The following is a 19983-nucleotide window of genomic DNA, read 5'->3' on the forward strand; positions in this document are numbered from 1 at the left end:
TAGAGAAGATTTTTGCTTCAGTTTTCGGATATTTTTTTATTTGGAATTCCATAATACCCAGTATCTAGTTTTGTACAAAGTCGTTATGGCAAGTGTAAATCATTAGTCCTCTTGCATAAATCAAAAATCAGAACCCCAAAGAGCCAAAGCGATGTTATTGCTGACTACTTAAAATCTGAATAGGAATTTCAATTTGGAATTCCGTTCCCTGACCTAATGCAGAGATACAACTGAGCTTACCCTGGTGCTTTTCAACAACAATCTGATAACTGATTGATAAACCTAAACCAGTTCCTTGACCAACAGGTTTAGTAGTGAAGAAAGGATCGAAAATATGTTCCTGAATTTCTGAATTCATCCCACAACCATTATCTTTAATACTAATCAAAACGATCTCTTTATCTATGAGTGAAGTTTTAATTTTAATAGTTGGTGTCTGATTTTTAGACTGCCAATGTTTCAGATTATCCTTTAAGGCATAAATCGCGTTATTGAGAATATTCATAAAAACCTGATTTAGCTGGTTGGCATAACACTTAGCTTTCGGGATTTTACCATACTCTTTAACTATCTGGATATCAGGTAAATTATTAGGTAGTGTCAACTGATGATTCAGAATCATTAATGTATTATCTATACCTTCATGAATATCTACAGACTTCATTTTTGCTTCATCTAGTCGTGAGAAGTTTCGTAAGCCAAGAACAATTTCTGTAATTCGCTCACTACCTACTGTCATAGATGCCATTAACTTAGGTAGATCGTCACACAAGTACTCTAAATCAATAGTTTTTATTTTGGCTGCAATAGTAGGATTTAACTGGGGATATTGCTCTTGATAAACTGCAATTAAATCTAGTAAATCATTGATATATCGATTTGCATATTCGATATTACCAGCAATAAAACTAATGGGATTATTAATTTCATGGGCAACACCTGCTACCATTTGTCCTAAACTCGACATTTTTTCACTGTGAACTAGTTGAGCTTGTGTCTGTTGTAAGTCAAGTAAAGCTTTTCTTAATTCAGATGTTCGTTCTGCAACTTTTCGTTCTAACTCGTTGTTAGCCTTTTGTAAAGCTTCTGCGGCTCTGACGGTTTCTGTTGCAATACTGGCAATATGGGTGGCTGTTTTGAGAATTTCTAAATGATGCGGAGTAGGATGACAAGGAAATTTATGAGATATAGCAAATGTTCCTAAAACTTCACCAGCTTGTGAAGTAAAAGGTGATGACCAACAAGCTCTAATATTGTAACTTAGAGCAAAATCTCGAAAATCAGCCCATAAAACATCATTGGCAATATCAGTGGCAAATACTGAATCTCCTCTATAAGCAGCAGTACCACAAGAACCACAACACTCACCAATCATCAAACCATCAACCCCTTTAGCATATTCTTGGGGTAAAGTTGGTGCAAGCTCCTCCCCGCAGTCGGTGATTTTCTCGATCTACAACTAAAATTGAGCAATATGCCCCTGGTAATTCTTGCTCTAGCAAAATACAAAGGTTATTAAAAATTTCATATAGGTTAACCCCAAATGTCACTTGTTCTAAAATTTGGCTTTGGGTGTACATTAACGCTTCTGAACGCTTGCGTTCAATCGCTGTTGCTAAAATATGAGTTATGGATTGTAAAAAATGAATATCGTCTGGAGAAAAATTCCTCGCTTCGGTAGCATATACTTCTAGGAAACCTAAAGGTTTACCCGCACCAGGAATTAGCACACTCAATCCAGCAACACTATCTGAAGGAGAAGGAATAGTTAATTCATCTATCTGACAATAGGACGTGTTGATCTGAATAATTGGCTGAGTATTCTCCAATAACTTCTGTACTTGCTGATTAGTTATGATATTAATCTCAGAAGAGTCTGTTTGTAACGAGTTCTCTCCAATGCTAGCTACTTTACGTAAAGAATGACTATCTGAAAGTACTTGCCAAATTCGACTATATTTTATATCTAATATTTGAGCTACTAAAACAACTGTATCTTGGAACAAATATGACAATTCAATCCCTGAGAGTGCTTTTTGTCCTAGTGCATTCACTGCGGATTGATAGCTGAAATTCATTGATAAATTATCGGCTTTATACCAGTTTGTGTTTGACTCAGTTGTTTTACTTGATGCCTTCAAATGTAAGTTCATAAACAAAAATTATTTTATATGTGTATCTAATACTCTCCCAAAAAAGGTTTAAATTCAACTCGATATTAATAAATTTAAGAAAATAGAATTTTTATAAATCAAAGATAAAGTAGGGGGCAGATAAAATATATTTAAATTTTTAAATATATTTCCCCCTACGTATTTTCTCGTAATTTATTTCAAGAATTAAACTGGATTTCTAGATCAAATCTGTATTACCAATTACAGGCAAAAGATTGTCATATAATTGCATCGCCTGTAAACAAGTATTAATACTAGATGCTGCTGAATTATATGCTGCAATATTTTCTTCAACAATATTTAATAATCGCCGATTATTCGCAATTTTTTCTTCAGCTTCTTGTTCTAATGTTTTCTCCAAATAAGCACGCGCCTGTGGGTATTGCTGCAAAATCTCATCTGATTGCTGATTTGCCATTGGTATCAATTGAGTTTTCAATGTTTGATTAATGGTTTGACGGAAAGATTTACGAATAGTATGAGAAACTTTTGGTTCAAAATCTAACTTCAATAACTGCCTAATTGCTGGTTCTGCTTCCACGATACTTTCAGCGTCGTAACCTTGAGAAGTTTGCGATAAAGTTTGGCGAAATTGATATATAGAAAAAGTGCCTTCATCGTAAAATCTAGGGCTTTCTCGCACAAAGCGATCGCACTCTACACTAGCTGCACTAACTAATGCTTGAGTAACTACTTTTTCTAAATTCCCGATCTCTTGTTCAATTCCACCATCATTATCTAATAAACGATACAGTTGGCGATAATATTCTGACTTGCGAATCTTTTCAATCAACCGCTGGAAATAATTTGCAACTACTTGCTGAGAAGATTCAATCAAAATATCTTCTAATTGATTTGCTAAGTAATAAAATGCCTCTACTAAAATAGCAATTAAAGGTGCGGTAGCATTGCGAGGATGGCTAATGGTTGCACGTCGATAAGCATAAGCTACAGAAAAAGTATCTAGCAATTCATCTAAACGGCGAATCATTCGTGATTGCAATTGCTTAAAATCTGCTTCAAAAGCATCACAAGAATTATTAATTACATGGTTCACTTCTTCTGTGATATGCTCACTAAATTCTCTACCAATTTGCTGGAGTTGCTGATTTAGGCGTTGTAACTCTTGCGCCTTCATCGTCTCAATTTCTTGGGGCTGACTATCTAAATCGCGTTGGATACTCTGATAATGTTTTTTGAGCTTAATACAAACATCTTCCAAATCATCAGCAAGATTTTTAAATAATTGTGGGCGCTTTTCTTCGGTAAGATAACGAGTAATAGCTGTGCGAAATTCTTCAGTACCACTATCTTGAATTAATTGTTCTATCAGTTCATTTCCCCACTCTCCCAGAATCCGCACATAATTTTGATTTGGAGTTTCAAAGCCGTTAACAGAGACACGGAATTTACTAGAAGATAGCTTTCCTGAATTTACACAGTAGTTGTTAAACGCATAGACAAATTGTGGTGTTTCTTCTTTACCATCTAAACCTTTAATACTTTCTGCAAAAACAGAATCTAAACCAAATCTATCTTGTGGGCTTGTCTGTTTAATCTGACTGCCATAAAATCCTAATAATCCACTGGTTTTATAAACCTTCCTAGAATTAGCAAATTGCCCACTAATTAAATCGTCTAATCGTTGCCGTAGCTGAGTATTATACCAAGTTTCATCGATGCGGTTGAAGACATAGAAAACGCGATCGCGTACTCCCCCATTCTCCCGCATTAATTCCAAAAGTTCGGTTTCTTCTTTTGTCATGTCACCCGCCGAAGCAGGTTTTAGCACGCACACCACCGCCGAAGTATCAGGATGTTGAATTTTGGCATAAGTTAGTTGGGCATCTTTCTCTACTGGTGCGTCGATCCCAGGCGTGTCAATAATTACATTGCCATCTTGTAGCAAAGGATGATTGCAGTAATATTCTATCCGCTTCAATACCGCACTATTACTACCACGACGGGCATATCCAGCAGCTTCTTTGAGATTGGAAAAGTTAAATTGCTCCATTGAGTATGTAGCATTATTAACCGTGTTGATGCGATCGCTATTCACTATATATCCCTCTACCAACAACATTAACGCCTTCGCCTGTTTTGCACGTTCTGATTGACTCTCACCACCCTCCTGCTGAATAATTGCTTCAGAATATTGACGTAGCAAGTTAATTATCTCAGGTTGGTTGATATTAGGTACTGTCTTAAATCCTAACTGCTGACACAAAGAAGCTACTTGTTCTCGAATCTCTGCTTCACTTAAAAACGTCAAAACAACACGTTCTTTATCTACTTCTGCATACTCGATTTTGCATTCTGTACCTGTAGCGTGTCCCTCTGCACTGTAGAGTAATTCCCTTTCTAAGAGTGCATTTATTAGCATTGATTTCCCAGCACTAAATGCACCTGCAAATACAACTTCAAACTTGGGAGAAATCGCCTTACTTAAAGAAGTTCGTATATGTGTAATATCTTGGGAACGTAGTGTTGGTTCTTGTTGTAAAAGTTGTAATATAGATTCAACCCGATCTTTCAAATTTTGGCACTGAAGCGGTAAATCTGACATATTCAGCATCCTGACAATATTTCTCTATATATTAGTAATATTTATTGTCTTGATGGTTCAGTAAATTTCCTGAGAATTATATGTGGTTTATCCCTGAAGATTATAATATAATACGCTTTGGTTAAAGATTATGGGTGTAGATAATTTGTTTTTCAAGACGCGATAAATCGCGTCTCTACATGAGGGTTTTGTTGCTCGTTAGGAACTGTATCGATTTATAATATGTCTACCTAGTTTCTAGCTATTACCTTAACTGCTTATGACGATAGCTAGAATCGTATTCGTGCTTTGGAAGCGGGTTTTCAGACTCATTTATTTAAACCAGTCTCAAGAGCAAAACTAGTTTAATTTGTCGCTAATTTGTTTGCTGTTTGTAATTGGTAATAAATCGGATTTTTACCTCTTTTGAGGCACTAATACAGGTAGTTTCGGGGCATCGGCTGCAAATTTAGCGTGTTGTCCAACAGTCAAAACATTAAACTGACTGGATATAATTTCTAAACTTTTGTTCACTATTGCCAGCTTTTTGTAAGTGGGAACACTCATCCCAGGAAAGAATGAGAGTTCTGGCACATCTTCTTGACTTACAAAGTCTGTAGGATGGAGTAGTAAAGAAGGCTGGACGCGTGTAACTTTACACAGCCACAGGGCAATTCGCAGGTACAGTAACGCCACTTCCGAAGAAAATGTACTCAGAAACATTATGTAACTGAAGTGAATTGGCACTTTAAAAATTGGCATGGTAGTAACGGGAATCTCAGTCAGCTTATCCTTATCTAGTTGCCACTGGTAAGGTTTTAGAGGCTGCAAACCCTCTTTAAAACCGCCAAACAGCGCTTCCCGTTTTTTACGTTCTTCCTTGCTCAATTTACAAGTGATTAAATAATATGCTCGTGCTATAGGCCCCAAAAATGTGGGGAAAGTCGAAGCATCATATTCGTATCCCCGTCGTGCTAAAACTTTCAATACTGCTGGAGAAAAACTGTATCCTGGCCCCCGAAAGCCGATAGGATGTTGATGAGTGACGCGCTTGATATGTTCTTCGGCCAGTGCCACCTCTTCTTCAATCTCATTCTCTGAATACAGATGTAGCCAAGGATCGTGATAAAATGAATGGTTGCCAATTTCGTGACTACAGCTAGCGATCGCTTGTATTGCTTTGGTATTCTTTTCTAGTGCTGCATCCTGACCGACAATGAATACTGTGATTGTCAAATCCCATTGCTTGAGAATATCTAAGAAACGAGGTACTGCGATATCCAGGTAAGAAGGATAAACCTCCCAACCCGGAGCGCCCTGATTTTTTAAATAAGACCAAATATTATCCAAATCTAAAGAAAGACTGGCTATTGGTTTGTTTTCTTTTTGCTTTGTTTTCATTAGGAGTTAAATTATTTGGACAATTTTAAGCGTCAATTATAGTCTAAGGTTTGGACTTTATTGGTCAAGTTCCATAGTTCGAGCGGGGCTGATACCATTTTAGATTTTGGATTGGGAATTGCCTTGGTGTGCATCCATCTGTCACAATCATTTTTCAAATTGGTATGAGTTTAAGGGAAACCTCTGACGGGGTGACAAAGAGGCTAGAGCGCTGATTGAATAAGGGCCATAGCACGTAGACCCCTTTGAAAATAGTGTAGTTTACCGGGCTTGAGACGCACAAGTGCGATCGCCAAATCTGACCAAAACTCCATAGCACCTACCCATAAACACCCATATAATCCAACCCAAAAAGCACTATGTCGGCGTGCATAACGCTTTAATTCTTGAAGCCGACCAACATATTGTTGTAGTCCCATTTTTCGGCAGTTGCGACCAGCGAAAACTGCAATTGTGTAGGCGATTGCAATCAATAAAATTAGTGCAATTAATCGTTGTCCAGTTGCGTACGTTGATTCCAAATTATAACCACCAGTTTTACAATCTTTAAACATAGCTTCGATGCGACTTCGCAACTTAAATGCTTTAATCGCATCTGCGAGACTATCAAGATTTGTTAGTAAAAACCAGCCAGCAGGCTCAAGCTTACCACGATATTTACGCTTGTAATACCCGGCCAAATTAAACTTAGCAAAACCTTTTTGTTTAGTAGCTTGAATTGACGACAAAAACAATGAGATACCTGGCTTTAATCCCAAAGATTGTAACCGTTGATATGATTGATTATCTTGCCGAATATAAGTACCTTGTTTTTGACGCAACACAAAGGTAATTCCCTTGCTATCTAACCAATTCGCTAGTTTGATGCTATGAAATTCTCTATCGCCTAATATCAGTATTTGATATCCTTTAAATAACCGCAGCAGTGGTCGAATTAACTCTTTTTGCTCACCTAAATTACTACATCCTCTTTTGGGTAACAATAGCCAGTACACAGGTATTGCTCTTTTCTGTTCAATTAAGCTGATTACAAATACGTTTTCTGACCGCCATTGGGTTCTATCAATGGTGAATATCAGTTTTTTCTGTCCGCGTATATGGCTGTTTCTTACCCATCTTTTTATTAGGGGAAACCACAGGTATTGAATTGATAATTGGGGAATTAATAAAAATCTTTGTATGCTCCTTCGTCTACTCTCAAATTTTATTGGTTGTGGAAATATAGATGAGAGCTTTTCTATCGTTACAGTTTTATGAAACTGTAACAGCATCACTAAGATTTCTAGCATCTTGTACTGCGTAGGTGTCAGTACATTTTGAGCGCAGTTTTGGTAGAATTTAGGTAACATTATCATTTGATAGGTCTTGTTGAGAATACCTGACCTATCTTTTTTACCCCAAAACGGTCACACTCTTCTCCTGTCTTTGCTTCAGCTGCTTTGTCACCCCGTCAGGGGAAACCTCAAGCTAGAATGTTTGCGGCTCCTAATTTTCAAAATAAAGAGTTACTTTAAGAGCAGCATTTCGTAGGCATCGCCCGTCATATTATGTCTGCTTGATTACTTATTAGGGACTTCCAAATAAAAAAACATCCCAAATTTTCTTGTGGGATGGGTGTCCCCACCCGTCCCAGATTTAGGGCGCTCATGTTGCCAACCCCACAAAATGGATAATTTATTTCTTGGAAGTCCCTTAAACCCGAATCATATCATGTCCGCTTGATTGCTTATTAAACCCGAAGAACCCCACCCCGCCAAAGCTGTGCTTTGTCTCCCCTCCCCGCCTGCGGAGAGGGGGTTGGGGGTGGGGTTATTTTATTATGGGTAATTTGGCGGACATGATATCACCCCATCCCACCAAAGCTACGCTTTGTATCTCCTCCCCAATGCTTTGGCTATGGTGTACACACAAGTACTTTCGTCCGCAACACAAGTCTTTTTTGAGCCTTTGAGGGAATAAAAAACAGCTTTATTTTTCGAGAGGGGTTGGAGAGATTAAAAATCTGTGGAGCCACTCTAAAAGACTTGTGTTTGATCCACATCCTAGATGTTGATTTGCTGCCTTTGGGTTAAACACATAGCAATTCCCTTTTCGTAGTAAGCTGCCTCATTAATAAAAATTGGCCAAACAGTAGATGCACCTTCATAAACAATTGTTTTATCGTCAAAAGTTATAAAGATTGGATCTCCTGGGTTCAAGGCTTGATAATCCTTATCCTGAAAATCTGGATGAATCATCCCAAAGATTGTACCATCCGATTTTTTTGGGTAGTCCACAACTGATAAGTGGTCATAGAGAATCAACGTTTCATTATTTGATGGAATTTTACCTTGGTTAAACTGTTCTAGGTAGTCCAGAAGGGCGCGAACAAGTTCCTCTGTTTGTTGGAACAGCGTTGCTTTTAAAAGTCCTTGGGCAATTGGGCCAACCTCAAACGCAAAGCCTAATTCGCACAGAGAATTTACAAATGGGTTTTCTGCAATTGATTTAAAAGAACAGCGATAAACCTTAACTAAAGGATTAAGTTGGCTCAGATAAGCAGCAAATTTCAAGTTTAAGGGATGACTGTTTACTAAAATAATTGTCAAGCCCATATTAGCCGTACTGCTGTGCAAGTCTAAGATGAAATCAGCTTGTTTATCCCCATTTGATGCTAGGGTATTCTGGATTAATTTAGCTTGCAATTCTTCGTAACTTTTCAGAGTCGGATTTTGTAAATCTTGCTTGAGAAAACAGCGATTTAAATCTTTCTCTACATATCGTCTCCCGGCGGCAAAAGCATTGGGATTTGCTAACAGAGTGACTGTCTCAAAACTCGGTCTAGTAATTAAATCGGGAAACTGGGCAAATTTCTGGATTAGGTAGGCTCCTGTAAACTCATTGCCATGAGTTCCACCGACAATTGCAACTCGATTAATCTGGTTCATGAAGCATTCACTTTGCCAATGCGATCGCGATCGTGTGGTTGATTAAGATAGGACATATCAGGGCCATTGGGGATAATTCCACCGGGGTTGAGTGGAAATAGGTTTCCGTAGTAGTCCCGCTTCACAGTTTCTACGTCGCAAGTGTCAGCCACACCTGGAAGCTGATACAAATCGCGCAGATAAGCTCCAAGATTCTGATAGTCTCGAATTCGCTGCTTATTGCATTTAAATAGCCCATAGTAAGCACTATCAAACCGAAATAAGGTTGTGAATAACCGCACATCTGCAAGTGTCAGATGTTCACCGCAGAGATAGCGATTAGTCTGCAATGCAAGTTCAATCTCATCGAGAGTTGCGAACAGTTCATTACAGGCTTGATTGTATGCTTCTTGAGTCTGGGCAAAGCCGCAGCGATACACGCCGTTATTTACCGCGTGATAAATCTTTTCATTCCACCAGTCAATTTTCTCTTTAAGTTCTTCTGGGTAAAGATTTAGCGTCGGATTGTTTGCAAACTCGTTAAATTCAGAGTTCAGCATGACGATAATCTCTGAACTCTCATTATTGACAATAGTTTTTGTTTGGTTATCCCATAGTACTGGAACTGTAGAGCGTCCACTATAGCCGGGTTCTGCCTTTTGATAAAATTCAGCCAGTGTGCGACAACCTTCTTCTTCATCGTTAAATATCCAACCGCCTTCAATGGGCGAAGGAGAGACGATACACACTGATATTACCGCGTCGAGTTTTTTTAGCGATCGCACAACTAAAGTTCGATGCGCCCAAGGACAGCCCAGCCCAACATAAAGTTTGTAGCGCCCCGTTGCTGGTGGGTGTGGATTCCCTGATTCTGTGCCGATAAACTTGCGAAACTGGCTATTAGGACGAATATATGCTCCCGACTGATTGCGAGGAGCAAGGTTTGACATCATTATCTGCCACATAGTCGTCCAAACAAACTTTCCTACCCAGATAATCAGCTTGGGAGGAAGCGACTTGCCTTTCTTCTTGGGGAGCTTTTTCTCGTCATCCATTGGAGTTGAGTTAGTCATGGCGACAATTTTGCTTTAGGAGCGATCGACGTATCTTCAGATTTCTTACTTTAACTCTACTACGCTTTGCCTGAACTATTGGATCTATATGACAATATTGTTGATACCGATATCGCTTTAAAGACAACTTATAAGCTAGCGATCGCTTATTTTCAATAATAGTTTATTCTGTTTCAGAATCTCTATCTACTTTGTAAGCCTGTAATAAATATTCTCCATTGAAGTGAATGAGATGAGTAGAATCTTCCGCAACCCAAACATCGGTTTCCCAAGCAATCTCAGCCAAATACTCTACCATCGCTTTCCGACTTAAAAAAGTTGTTACCATTACAAGGGGGATTTTTAGATCGGCAAAGATAACTTCAAGTTCTTTCTTCCGTTTAGGGTTAATTGGCCCATGAGAAGTTACAGCTTCAATTAAAACTAGCCAATCATTTTTTAGATAATGGATAATTACATCAGGCATTTTTCCGTGAGAATCGATAGTAACACCCAAATTTCTCAATGCCACTTCATTAAAATACGCGAATTTTTCATCTGTATCACCAACATAAATCAGTTTTGCTCCAGGTGTAAAACGTTCTGCAAACTCCTTAATAATCTTTTCGATCAGAATATTCTGTCCACCTGGCGATAGAGTTTTCACCTCTCCTTCAATCACTATCGGAATACGTGATAGTTCCCGCTCCTGAGCATATCGTTTTTTCAAAGTTTCAACTGAAGCTAGGTAAGTATGAATGCTCTTTTTCCATTCAGTAGTTCCATAAGTACGTAATAGTTCAAGCGTACTTTCTTCAATCTGATATACTGTTTTCGGACTGTTAACGGGGCGTTCAGGTGCATCTGGATTTACAATTATCAAAGCCGCATCTAAAAATTGATGGACTGTTTGACGGCGAACAGTTTCCCGTGTATTAGGTTTATATGTTTTGCCATAGTGCAGTGCCATAAATTCCATCATTGGCGTAATTCCCATTAATGGAGATGCAGCAGTTTCCCAAGAATCTGTTGGCTTTAAGTTAAGTAGAGCTAGCAGAGTTAAGGCTGAACGCTCATTAAGTTGTGCCCGTGGAAGTCCAAGTTCAATTAGAATTTGGAGTGCTTCATCAATACGGGTTTTAATTATTAAGGGGTTGTTTTCAGACTGATTGCTCATACTCAGTAACTCTTCTTGCAGAAGTTGATCAATTTCTTTCTGTGATGGAAAATGCTCAGTAATAGATAGCCCGACAGTCATTAGTTGTGCTATTGTCGGATATTTTAAATTTCGTAAATCGGTTGCATTAACCTGAGTATGTCCATTAAACAACCGAAAAAATGCGTCAACGAGGCTAGAGTTAAGATAAGCAGCAAGACCACGTGCTAGGGTAAGATTAAGTCCTCTTCCGTTCTTGTGAAAATAATTCAGGTGATTTTCAAAGCCTACCCAAGAACAATTTATTTTGTTAGCATCATATACAACAGCAACAACTCGTTTTTTTTCCTCTTTGGAGGAGAATCGTTTAGTCAAAACATAATGTTCATTTGGTACTAAAAGAGATACAGTTTCTTCTGCATATACCAGAGCTTGGTGTTTTTTAGTTACCTTGGGATGCTCAATATATCCTCCTGAGAAATTCAATGGATAAATCAAGGGAACAGTATTTTTGTCTGGCATTAAACACAGATATTCTTTAGCGCGAAAATCTACAACCCGTCCCGTTGATACAGTTAATTCTAGGTCTTTTAATGTACAGGTAAAATTAGCTATTTTTTTAATAAAGTGCTGACTTAATGTATCGGGGATAATGTGAATAAATTGTTGCGAGTCGTTGGGAAGAACTATCTCTGTATAAGCTAATGAATTGGACAATATAAAATCATCATCAGCATTTGAACTTGTACTAATGGTTACATTGTCAAACTTTGGTTTTTGTTTAACAGCATGAATAATAATTGTTTCTTGCAAAACTTCATCATCACTAAAAGCTTCCTGTCTGGAATCAAAAAGATGTATCTGGTTTAAAGCCATCATTTCCAAAAACATTCTGCGGAAGTCTCTAAAATATGGCCCATTACAGAAACTACGCGGCGAAATAGCTACAAGCTCTCCTCTTGATTCAAGAAGCTGAACCGTAGCAGCGATAAAACCTGTATATAGATTGCTGGCTTCTAATCCTATAGAACGTAATAAATTACGAACTTTGGAATGAGCGTTAATTTTTAAATATGGGGGATTGAGAATAGCGTGGGTAAATCTGTAATTGTCAGGATTATCGAACAAACTAGGGCCAAGAAGTCTGACTGCATCCTCAATAAAATCTGTATCCCGAATCTCATAGTTTAAAGAAATCCCAGCTATTTGACATTCTCTGGTACATAATTTCAATGTCTGATGCAAATACTCAATCAGAAAAGGATCGATTTCATAGGCAACAATATCTAAATTGACTGGACGTTGTTGGCTGTGACAAAGTTTAGCTACAAAGGCTGCAAGTAATGAGCCAACTCCTGCTCCAGCATCAAGTAAAGATATTTGAGGAAGATCGAGTTTGCCAAACATCCCAACCATTAATTCTGCTACTGTAGCAGGAGTCAAAAATTGACCCAGTTTTCCTTTTTGCTTTTGATCCTGTTTCAAGCTTGCAGCAATCCTCAGAATATCTACTTCACCAAGTAAGTTTCTGGCAGAACATTTCGACAAGCTTTTAAATTCCAACGGCTTGTGATGATTGTCTGTAAACTCTCTACTGCTTGATTGAAACATTACGGTTCATTTTCACAGAGCAAAAACTAACTTTATCAGGTTTTGAATTTACGCCATGATATTTTAAGGAGAAACTGATGCAAGAAGCGTCCCTTTATCCAAAAATTATTTTAAAATTATGCTTCAGGCTAAAGTCTTCGTTACTCGTCGCCTACCGATCGAATTAGAGCCACTGCGATCGCTTGCCATTGTCGAAGTTTGGCCAGAACGCCAACCCCCTCCATACGAAATTTTACTAGAAAAAGTCAAGGAAATAGATGGATTGCTATGTCTGCTGACTGACCAAATCGATCGCCAACTCATCAAGTCTGGAAAACTCAAAGTCATCAGTCAAATGGCGGTAGGTTACGATAACATTGACATTGCCGCAGCCACGGCACGACAAATTCCCGTCGGTAATACTCCTGGGGTGTTAACCGATGCTACCGCAGATTTTGCTTGGGCATTACTAATGGCAGCTGCACGGCGCGTAGTAGAGGCTGATCGATTTACTCGTGCAGGTTTATGGCAGACTTGGGAACCAGATTTGTTGTTGGGGCCAAATGTTACGGGTGCTACCTTGGGGATTGTTGGTTTTGGGCGAATTGGTCAAGCAGTTGCTCGCCGTGCCAAAGGATTTGAAATGCAGATATTGTACACGAGTAGGCAACGATGCAGCCCAGAGTTAGAACAATCTCTAGGTGTGGAGTTTGCTACGTTAGAACACTTACTGCAAGAATCAGATTTTGTGACACTGCACACACCATCGGCTGATGATACTTATCATTTAATTAGCGATCGCCAATTTGAGTTGATGAAGCGATCGGCTATTTTGATTAACACGGCGCGGGGAACTATTGTAGATCCAAATTCTCTCTATCGCGCCCTTGCAAGTGGTCAAATTGCGGCGGCGGCTGTAGATGTCACCGAACCAGAACCGATTCCTAGTAATAGCCTATTGTTAACCTTAGAAAATCTAATTATTGCACCTCATATTGGCAGTGCCAGCCGTCAAACGCGCTCAAAAATGGCTTCAATGGCGATCGCTAATTTAATTGCGGGATTGAGGGGCGATCGCTTGGCTAATTGTGTCAACCCTGAAATTTATAATTCACATCAGGCGTGAATTATAAACGCCCTCAATCTAGTACTACAAGGCGAAAGTCAAAAAGGACGCATAGTTATGCGTCCCTAAAGCAAATTGCTGTAAACCTTTAGAAAGTGAAAGTTGTTCTCAGCGTACCGATAATTGCATCATCGTTATTGCTGTTTTGACCAGGAGAGGTCAACCAGATTACGCCAGGGGTGATTGAGATATTATCTGACACGCGATACTTGTAAAAGCCTTCAAAGTGATAAGGTATATCATTCCCAGTACCAGCAAAAGCTCCGCCTCGGTTAAAGGCATAAGGTTCAGCACCTGCAAAAATCCCTAAAACGTTACCCTTTTTACCAAAGTCAGGTAGGGCTACCCCAAGACCGTAGCTCCAAGCTTCATAATCATCACCAGCACCAAAGCCTGTGACATCGTGGTAAGAAACAAAGCCACTGACTGACAGTTTATCGCTGGGTCTGAAGGCTGCCGATATCCCATAAGAATTACTGGAAGATCCGTTTAGGGTAGTTAGAGTGTTAGCTTGACCAGTACCTACAACGCGGTTAGTACTACCCAAACCACCACCTAGATCGAATAAATTACCACCTCCAGCACCATGATAACCGTGAACGTAGGTAGCACCTATAGATAAGCGATCGCCAACACTAAAGTTCAATTGTCCAAGAGCTGCATAGTTACCCTCTAGCAAACCTTGATTTGTGCCAGGATTACTAGCATTTGATGCCAAGTAGCCTATAGTCAGTGAACTTGGTTTGAAAAAATTGCCACCCTTACCAAAGGGTAAAGTCAGTGCCGCACCTGCACCACCACCAATGCGATAAATCGGACTTTCAGAAGCAAAGGTAGACAAAGCACCATTACCGCCATCAAAGTCCTCAAAGTAAGGGTTGTTAGTGGCAACATAATCGCTATGAATACCTCCGGTGCCCGCAAAGTAAGCTTGGGCTGGATCTATGGGTACGTAATAAGCTAGCCAGTCGATAATCACACTGTTGTTACTAGTGCTGCCGAGTTGAAATGTTTGTGTGCCTTCAGCAGTATCGATAGCACCACCACCATTCCCTACTTGAGTAAAGGCTAGTGCATTCCCGGCTGCAAGACGGGTGTGTAAAACGTCTTTACCCGTGAAACTGGTTTGCAAGTCTAAACGTACCCTATCTTGGAAGACAGTATTATTGGCATCACCACTATTATTGCCAAAAATATCAGTAACGACAAAAATAGCTTCACCCACCAATTTTGTGGTAGTGGAAAACTGATTAGCTTCTAGTTCAGCAGTCCGTGCTTCTACAGAATCTACTCGACCACGCAGAGTTGCCAGTTCTGCCGAGAATTCCTCTTGCAAACGCTGGAGAGTCGCCAAATCCTGTTTTGTCACCAAGTCAGCAGTTGCTGTTGCAATCAGTTCATTAACTCGATCTAAACAAGCATTCAAACCTGCGGCAAACTCATAACGAGTCAGTGCCCGATTACCACGGTAAGTAGAATTTGGGTATCCAGCAATACAACCGTAGCGCTCAACCAGGGATTGCAAAGCTTGGAATGCCCAATCAGTTGGCTGTACATCAGAAAATTGAGAAACTGATGTGACTTGAGACAGTGAATTCTGGTTCTTGCCTTCGTTGCTGTAGCGATTAACCTCTTCTAAAACCTTATTTTCATCAGTCTTTTGAGCAACCAATTGCTGATTAACTTTTGGTTGATCTGTTTGAATGAATATTGAAGCATTAGCAGCTTTTGGCTTTGTATCTTCAGAAGAGCTTGCTACTTCAGCAGCCATACCCTTAGCGGAAACCAACACCGTCACTCCCAAAACTACTGGACTTAGTACCAGAGTTTTCCACAATAGATGAGACATTTTTATTTTCCTTTTCCAAAAAATAACCAAAATCAGTTGGTTCAAGAAAAAGAGAACAAGTGATTATTCTACTTGTTGGGAATCTTATCAGATTGCTGTTACCTAAGCTATATATCTAAGAAAATTTTTCTAGATCGGGAATTGTCAAGTTTTGCAGATATCTTATTTGCCAAAGGTTGAGTTTATAATAAGGAAATTTCGGTCGTTTTTGTGCTACTTACGGACTTTAGCTTCTTGTTTTTAACTCTGGTTTGCGTTTATTGTGGCGATCGATCCATAGAAACCTTTCTGGAGATGAGCAAGCGATCGCAATTTCACCAAAGCGCAAAAATGCAGAGTAAGGAGCAGAATTGATTTTACGTAATGTGCTATGGAACGTCAATGGATCGGGGGTTGCATCGGTGTAAAGCTTATTAGTCAGGCAAACTTGATAGGTTTCCTCTTCGTGAATTTCGTCCAAGCATTGGCGAATATCTTGAATGTAATTTTGATAAGTGCGACTCAAACGGAACTTAACAGGCTGACAATTTTCTTGGGGTACAACAGAAGAAAGAGGATCTAGAGTTTCGAGTTGTTGTTGGATAGTATTGAACCAAGTTTCTACCTGTTCCGTATCTCTAAGTCGATGAGTCGGAATAACAAATACTGTTTCTTTGGGTTTCATAAAATTTGTTCAGGTTTATCAAATGAAATTTCCAAGCTTCAAACTTTTTTTAAACGTTCTCTGCATCACTCTTGTTACAGTTGCATCAGGATTATTCAAATAAACTTTAATAAATCGAGAATCTAAGGTTTTAAAGTCTAACGTGAGTTCGATGAACCTCTCCCTCCCAGCCTCCCTCTCCGAAACGGAAAGGGAGGAGAAACGAAAAATTAAGCTTTTTGCTCCCCTCTCCGCGTCGGAGAGGGGCTGGGGGAGAGGTCAAATAAGACTTGTCGAACTCACGTTAAATTCTAAGTAATCATTCAATATTACTATAGATAACTATTCCCAAGAGGAGGCATATTCACTATTTCCCAAGCCCTTATCCCTTAATTTTATCCAAAGCTAAATTCAGCTTCAACACATTAACTCCAGGTTCGCCAAAAATGCCAAGAAAGCGTCCATCGGTGTTTTGAGAAATTAAAGTTTCGAGTTGGTTCGGTTGAACTCCTCGCGCCTTGGCTACTCGTGCAATTTGCGCGATCGCAGCTTCCGGGGTAATATGCGGGTCAAGGCTGGAACCAGAGGTGTAAACTAAATCGCCAGTCGGCTGCACACCTGCTGTTTTCAACCGATTGAAGTCACCTTCAACTTTTTTGCTGGGATCTGGGTCATCTTTACCCTTAATGCGTTCCATTAATGCGGGATTACTGGGAGCCAAGTTACTAGCACCGGAAACTCCAGTTTTCAAAACTCCTGCATCATCTTTTTTCAGATCGGCTGTGCTGTAACTCGTGGTACTAGGACGGCTGTTAAAATAGCGATCGCTACTAAAAGGTTGACCAATCAAAGCAGAACCGACAACTTGACCTGTGCTATTTTTCAAAAGACTACCGTTTGCTTGAAACGGAAATACAATCTGCCCAATAGCAATCATCGCAAAAGGATAAATAATCGCCCCAATAACCCAGAGTACCAAGGTAGAACGAACAGCTCTACTAGCTTCGCGTGCAAAACTCATTAGAATTTCTCCGGTACAAACATTACAAAAAATAGATAGATGGAAAGTCCCAGTGTCACCAGTCCTAACAGTCCCAATCCCCAAGATTGACTGCGGGAAAGTTGTTCGCCAGTAGCGGCATAAACCATAGGTGCAACCACTAGGTTGAAACACATCGCCAAGAATAAATACAGTGGCAGCTTTTGCCTACGCCATTGACACCAGATTTCAGTTATTTCTTCTAATACTTGAGATGCAAGAATAGTGCGGCGGATCTGAATAAGTTTCATAGTAAATTAAGACAAAGGTAGGATAATATCTATCAGCTTGATGGCAATGAAGGGAGCAACGATACCGCCAAGACCAAAGATGAAGATATTACGACGTAGCAATTGATCTGCTGTTAAAGGTAAGAACTTCACTCCTTTGAGTGCTAGCGGAATTAGTGCCGGAATAATCAAGGCGTTGTAAATCAGCGCCGAGACGATCGCAGATTGGGCACTCTTTAATCCCATAATATTAAGTGCGCCGATTCCAGCAGCGGCAAAGATTGTCGGAATGATCGCAAAATACTTGGCAATATCGTTAGCGATGGAGAATGTTGTCAAGGCTCCACGAGTAATTAGCAACTGTTTACCTATGGTTACTAAGTCAATTAGCTTCGTGGGATCTGAGTCTAAGTCCACCATGTTAGCAGCTTCTTTGGCAGCTTGCGTCCCCGAATTCATTGCCACACCCACATTTGCTTGAGCGAGAGCAGGTGCATCGTTCGTACCATCCCCGGTCATTGCCACCAGTTTACCTTGAGATTGTTCCGAGCGAATCACCTCAATTTTGTCTTCTGGAGTCGCTTCGGCAATGAAATCATCCACCCCAGCTTCCTCGGCAATTACCGAAGCAGTAATTCGATTGTCTCCTGTGAGCATGATGGTGCGAACACCCATGCGCCGGAGTTGGTCAAATCGTTCTCGCAAACCGGGTTTGACAATATCTTTGAGGTAGATGACACCATAAATTTTGTCATCTTGGCAAACAGCCAAGGGTGTACCGCCTAACCGGGAAACTCGCTCATAAGCTGCATCTATATCATCAGGAACGTTACCGCCACGAGAACGGACAAATCCCTTAATGGCATCTACTGCACCTTTGCGAATTTGCTTGCCATCGGGTAGATTCGTGCCACTCATCCGGGTTTTAGCGGAAAATTCTACACCTTCGGCTTTGTCAATGTTAAAGTCTACCCCAGCCTGGGACTTTTCTGCTAAAATCACAATCGATTTACCCTCTGGCGTTTCATCAAACAAGCTAGCAGCTAAGGAAACTCGTGCCACATCTATTATTGAGTGGTTATCCAGGGGAATAAACTCATCAGCCATCCGGTTCCCCAAGGTAATCGTGCCTGTCTTATCTAATACCAAGGTGTTGATGTCACCGCAAGCTTCTACTGCTCGACCAGAGGTAGCAATCACGTTAAACTGAGCAACTCTATCCATCCCGGCAATACCGATCGCACTGAGCAAACCACCGATAGTTGTGGGAATTAATGCTACTAGTAGTGAGATGAGAATAGCAACGCTAGCACCCGCCCGCAAACTGTTTCCTGCCTCAACTCCAAAGGCCGTGCTGATAAAGCTGGCAATGTAGCCGACAAATGGGGGCATAGTTGCCACCACAATCAGGAACACCTGCGTTAACACTGCCAACAATACCGTCAAAGCAATCTCGTTGGGAGTTTTGCTGCGTTCTGCCCCTTCTACCAGGGAAATCATGCGATCGATAAAGCCTTGACCAGGATCGGCACTAATGCGAATTGTCAACTCATCGGAGAGTAGGCGTGTACCACCTGTCACCGAACTGGCAATATCTGTACCTGGTTGCTTCAGTACCGGGGCAGATTCCCCAGTGATTGCCGACTCATCCACTGAGCCAATACCTTTAATTACATCCCCATCGGCGGGAATCATATTATTTGCAACCACTTTTACCAAATCGCCCCGTCGCAGTTCTGTAGAATTGACTTTTACTATGGAACCATCGGGGAGGATTTTGTTGGCAACAGTATCCGATCGCGTCGAGCGCAGTGAATCAGCTTGTGCTTTTCCGCGTCCTTCAGCTACGGCTTCGGCAAAGTTGGCAAAAACGAGGGTGAAAAAGAGAATAAAGGTAATCAACCCGTTTAAAAGGCGTTGTTGATTGACATCAGCCTGGATTGTGCCAAACAAATTTGGGTTTAGAGTAACAAGCAAGGTGATAATTGTCCCTACCCAAACAACAAACATAACTGGGTTTCTGACAGTAATTCGCGGATCGAGCTTGACAAATGACTCACGAATTGCTCTTTGGTAAAGTCCCCGCATATCAGCTTTGGGGGTATGTTTGCGCGAGTCACGAGTTCCAGATGGAATACGGGGAGAGGGAGAATCAGTAGTAATTGGCATACATTAAATTTTGAGCATGAGTCTTTGAGGTCGATGAACGGAGTTCCGAGGACAATGAACGGAGTTCCGAAGACGATGAATGGTGTTCCGAGGTCGATGAATG

At 40.3% G+C, this 19983-nt stretch carries 14 protein-coding genes and 1 pseudogene; 2 read left to right on the forward strand and 13 right to left on the reverse strand.

Going from position 1 to position 19983, the window contains the following annotated elements; all coding sequences use genetic code 11:
* Positions 1-154 precede the first annotated feature (154 nt).
* The 3 genes from QUD05_RS18320 to QUD05_RS18330 form a co-directional block, all read right to left on the reverse strand.
* Positions 155-1375 carry a sensor histidine kinase gene (locus QUD05_RS18320; protein ID WP_289800002.1) on the reverse strand — a complete coding sequence of 407 codons (1221 nt, stop codon included), beginning with the start codon at positions 1373-1375 and terminating at the stop codon, positions 155-157.
* Between the two features lie 16 nt (positions 1376-1391).
* Entirely contained in the window at positions 1392-2153 is a 762-nt protein-coding gene (locus QUD05_RS18325) for a GAF domain-containing protein (RefSeq protein WP_289797326.1), read from the reverse strand.
* A 199-nt stretch (positions 2154-2352) separates the two neighbouring features.
* Entirely contained in the window at positions 2353-4740 is a 2388-nt protein-coding gene (locus QUD05_RS18330) for a dynamin family protein (protein ID WP_289797327.1), read from the reverse strand.
* Between the two features lie 240 nt (positions 4741-4980).
* On the opposite strand from QUD05_RS18330, the pseudogene QUD05_RS18335 reads away from it, so the two are divergent.
* Positions 4981-5088: pseudogene (locus QUD05_RS18335) on the forward strand (response regulator); the annotation flags it as partial.
* Between the two features lie 48 nt (positions 5089-5136).
* Here QUD05_RS18335 and QUD05_RS18340 read toward each other — a convergent pair.
* The 5 genes from QUD05_RS18340 to QUD05_RS18360 all read right to left on the reverse strand — a co-directional run bounded on the left by QUD05_RS18340 (position 5137) and on the right by QUD05_RS18360 (position 12845).
* Complete coding sequence (locus QUD05_RS18340; RefSeq protein ID WP_289797328.1) at positions 5137-6120, reverse strand: polysaccharide deacetylase family protein; 984 nt, start codon at positions 6118-6120, stop codon at positions 5137-5139.
* 203 nt (positions 6121-6323) lie between these two features.
* Positions 6324-7409, reverse strand: a complete 1086-nt coding sequence (locus tag QUD05_RS18345) for an IS4 family transposase (protein ID WP_289797329.1) — start codon at positions 7407-7409, stop codon at positions 6324-6326.
* A gap of 753 nt (positions 7410-8162) precedes the next feature.
* On the reverse strand, positions 8163-9047 hold the full coding sequence (locus QUD05_RS18350) for an aspartoacylase (RefSeq protein ID WP_289797330.1): 885 nt from the start codon (positions 9045-9047) through the stop codon (positions 8163-8165).
* Positions 9044-10099 carry a glutathione S-transferase family protein gene (locus QUD05_RS18355; protein ID WP_289797331.1) on the reverse strand — a complete coding sequence of 352 codons (1056 nt, stop codon included), beginning with the start codon at positions 10097-10099 and terminating at the stop codon, positions 9044-9046. The genes QUD05_RS18350 and QUD05_RS18355 overlap by 4 nt, the downstream gene beginning before the upstream one ends.
* 163 nt (positions 10100-10262) lie before the next feature.
* The gene (locus QUD05_RS18360; protein ID WP_289797332.1) at positions 10263-12845 is read right to left on the reverse strand and encodes a BsuBI/PstI family type II restriction endonuclease; all 2583 of its coding nucleotides are present in this window, start codon (positions 12843-12845) and stop codon (positions 10263-10265) included.
* Positions 12846-12963: 118 nt separating this feature from the next.
* Between QUD05_RS18360 and QUD05_RS18365 the strand changes: the two genes are divergently transcribed.
* Positions 12964-13950 (forward strand): 2-hydroxyacid dehydrogenase, encoded by a 987-nt coding sequence (locus QUD05_RS18365; RefSeq protein WP_289797333.1) that lies wholly within the window; start codon positions 12964-12966, stop codon positions 13948-13950.
* Between the two features lie 88 nt (positions 13951-14038).
* Here the strand turns inward: QUD05_RS18365 and QUD05_RS18370 are convergent, their stop codons facing one another.
* From QUD05_RS18370 to kdpB, 5 genes are all read right to left on the reverse strand, one after another.
* Complete coding sequence (locus tag QUD05_RS18370) at positions 14039-15799, reverse strand: iron uptake porin (RefSeq protein ID WP_289797334.1); 1761 nt, start codon at positions 15797-15799, stop codon at positions 14039-14041.
* Between the two features lie 226 nt (positions 15800-16025).
* The gene (locus tag QUD05_RS18375; RefSeq protein ID WP_289797335.1) at positions 16026-16463 is read right to left on the reverse strand and encodes a chorismate-binding protein; all 438 of its coding nucleotides are present in this window, start codon (positions 16461-16463) and stop codon (positions 16026-16028) included.
* Between the two features lie 361 nt (positions 16464-16824).
* Positions 16825-17463: a K(+)-transporting ATPase subunit C gene (kdpC, locus tag QUD05_RS18380; protein ID WP_289797336.1), complete on the reverse strand. Its 639-nt coding sequence runs from the start codon at positions 17461-17463 to the stop codon at positions 16825-16827.
* Positions 17463-17732 carry a potassium-transporting ATPase subunit F gene (locus QUD05_RS18385; RefSeq protein WP_289797337.1) on the reverse strand — a complete coding sequence of 90 codons (270 nt, stop codon included), beginning with the start codon at positions 17730-17732 and terminating at the stop codon, positions 17463-17465. Before QUD05_RS18385 ends, kdpC begins: the two co-directional genes overlap by 1 nt.
* A gap of 6 nt (positions 17733-17738) precedes the next feature.
* Positions 17739-19880: a potassium-transporting ATPase subunit KdpB gene (gene kdpB / locus QUD05_RS18390; RefSeq protein ID WP_289797338.1), complete on the reverse strand. Its 2142-nt coding sequence runs from the start codon at positions 19878-19880 to the stop codon at positions 17739-17741.
* Positions 19881-19983: the final 103 nt, after the last annotated feature.

Origin of the sequence: Nostoc sp. GT001, assembly GCF_030382115.1 — a bacterium.
Taxonomy (GTDB): Bacteria; Cyanobacteriota; Cyanobacteriia; order Cyanobacteriales; family Nostocaceae; genus Nostoc.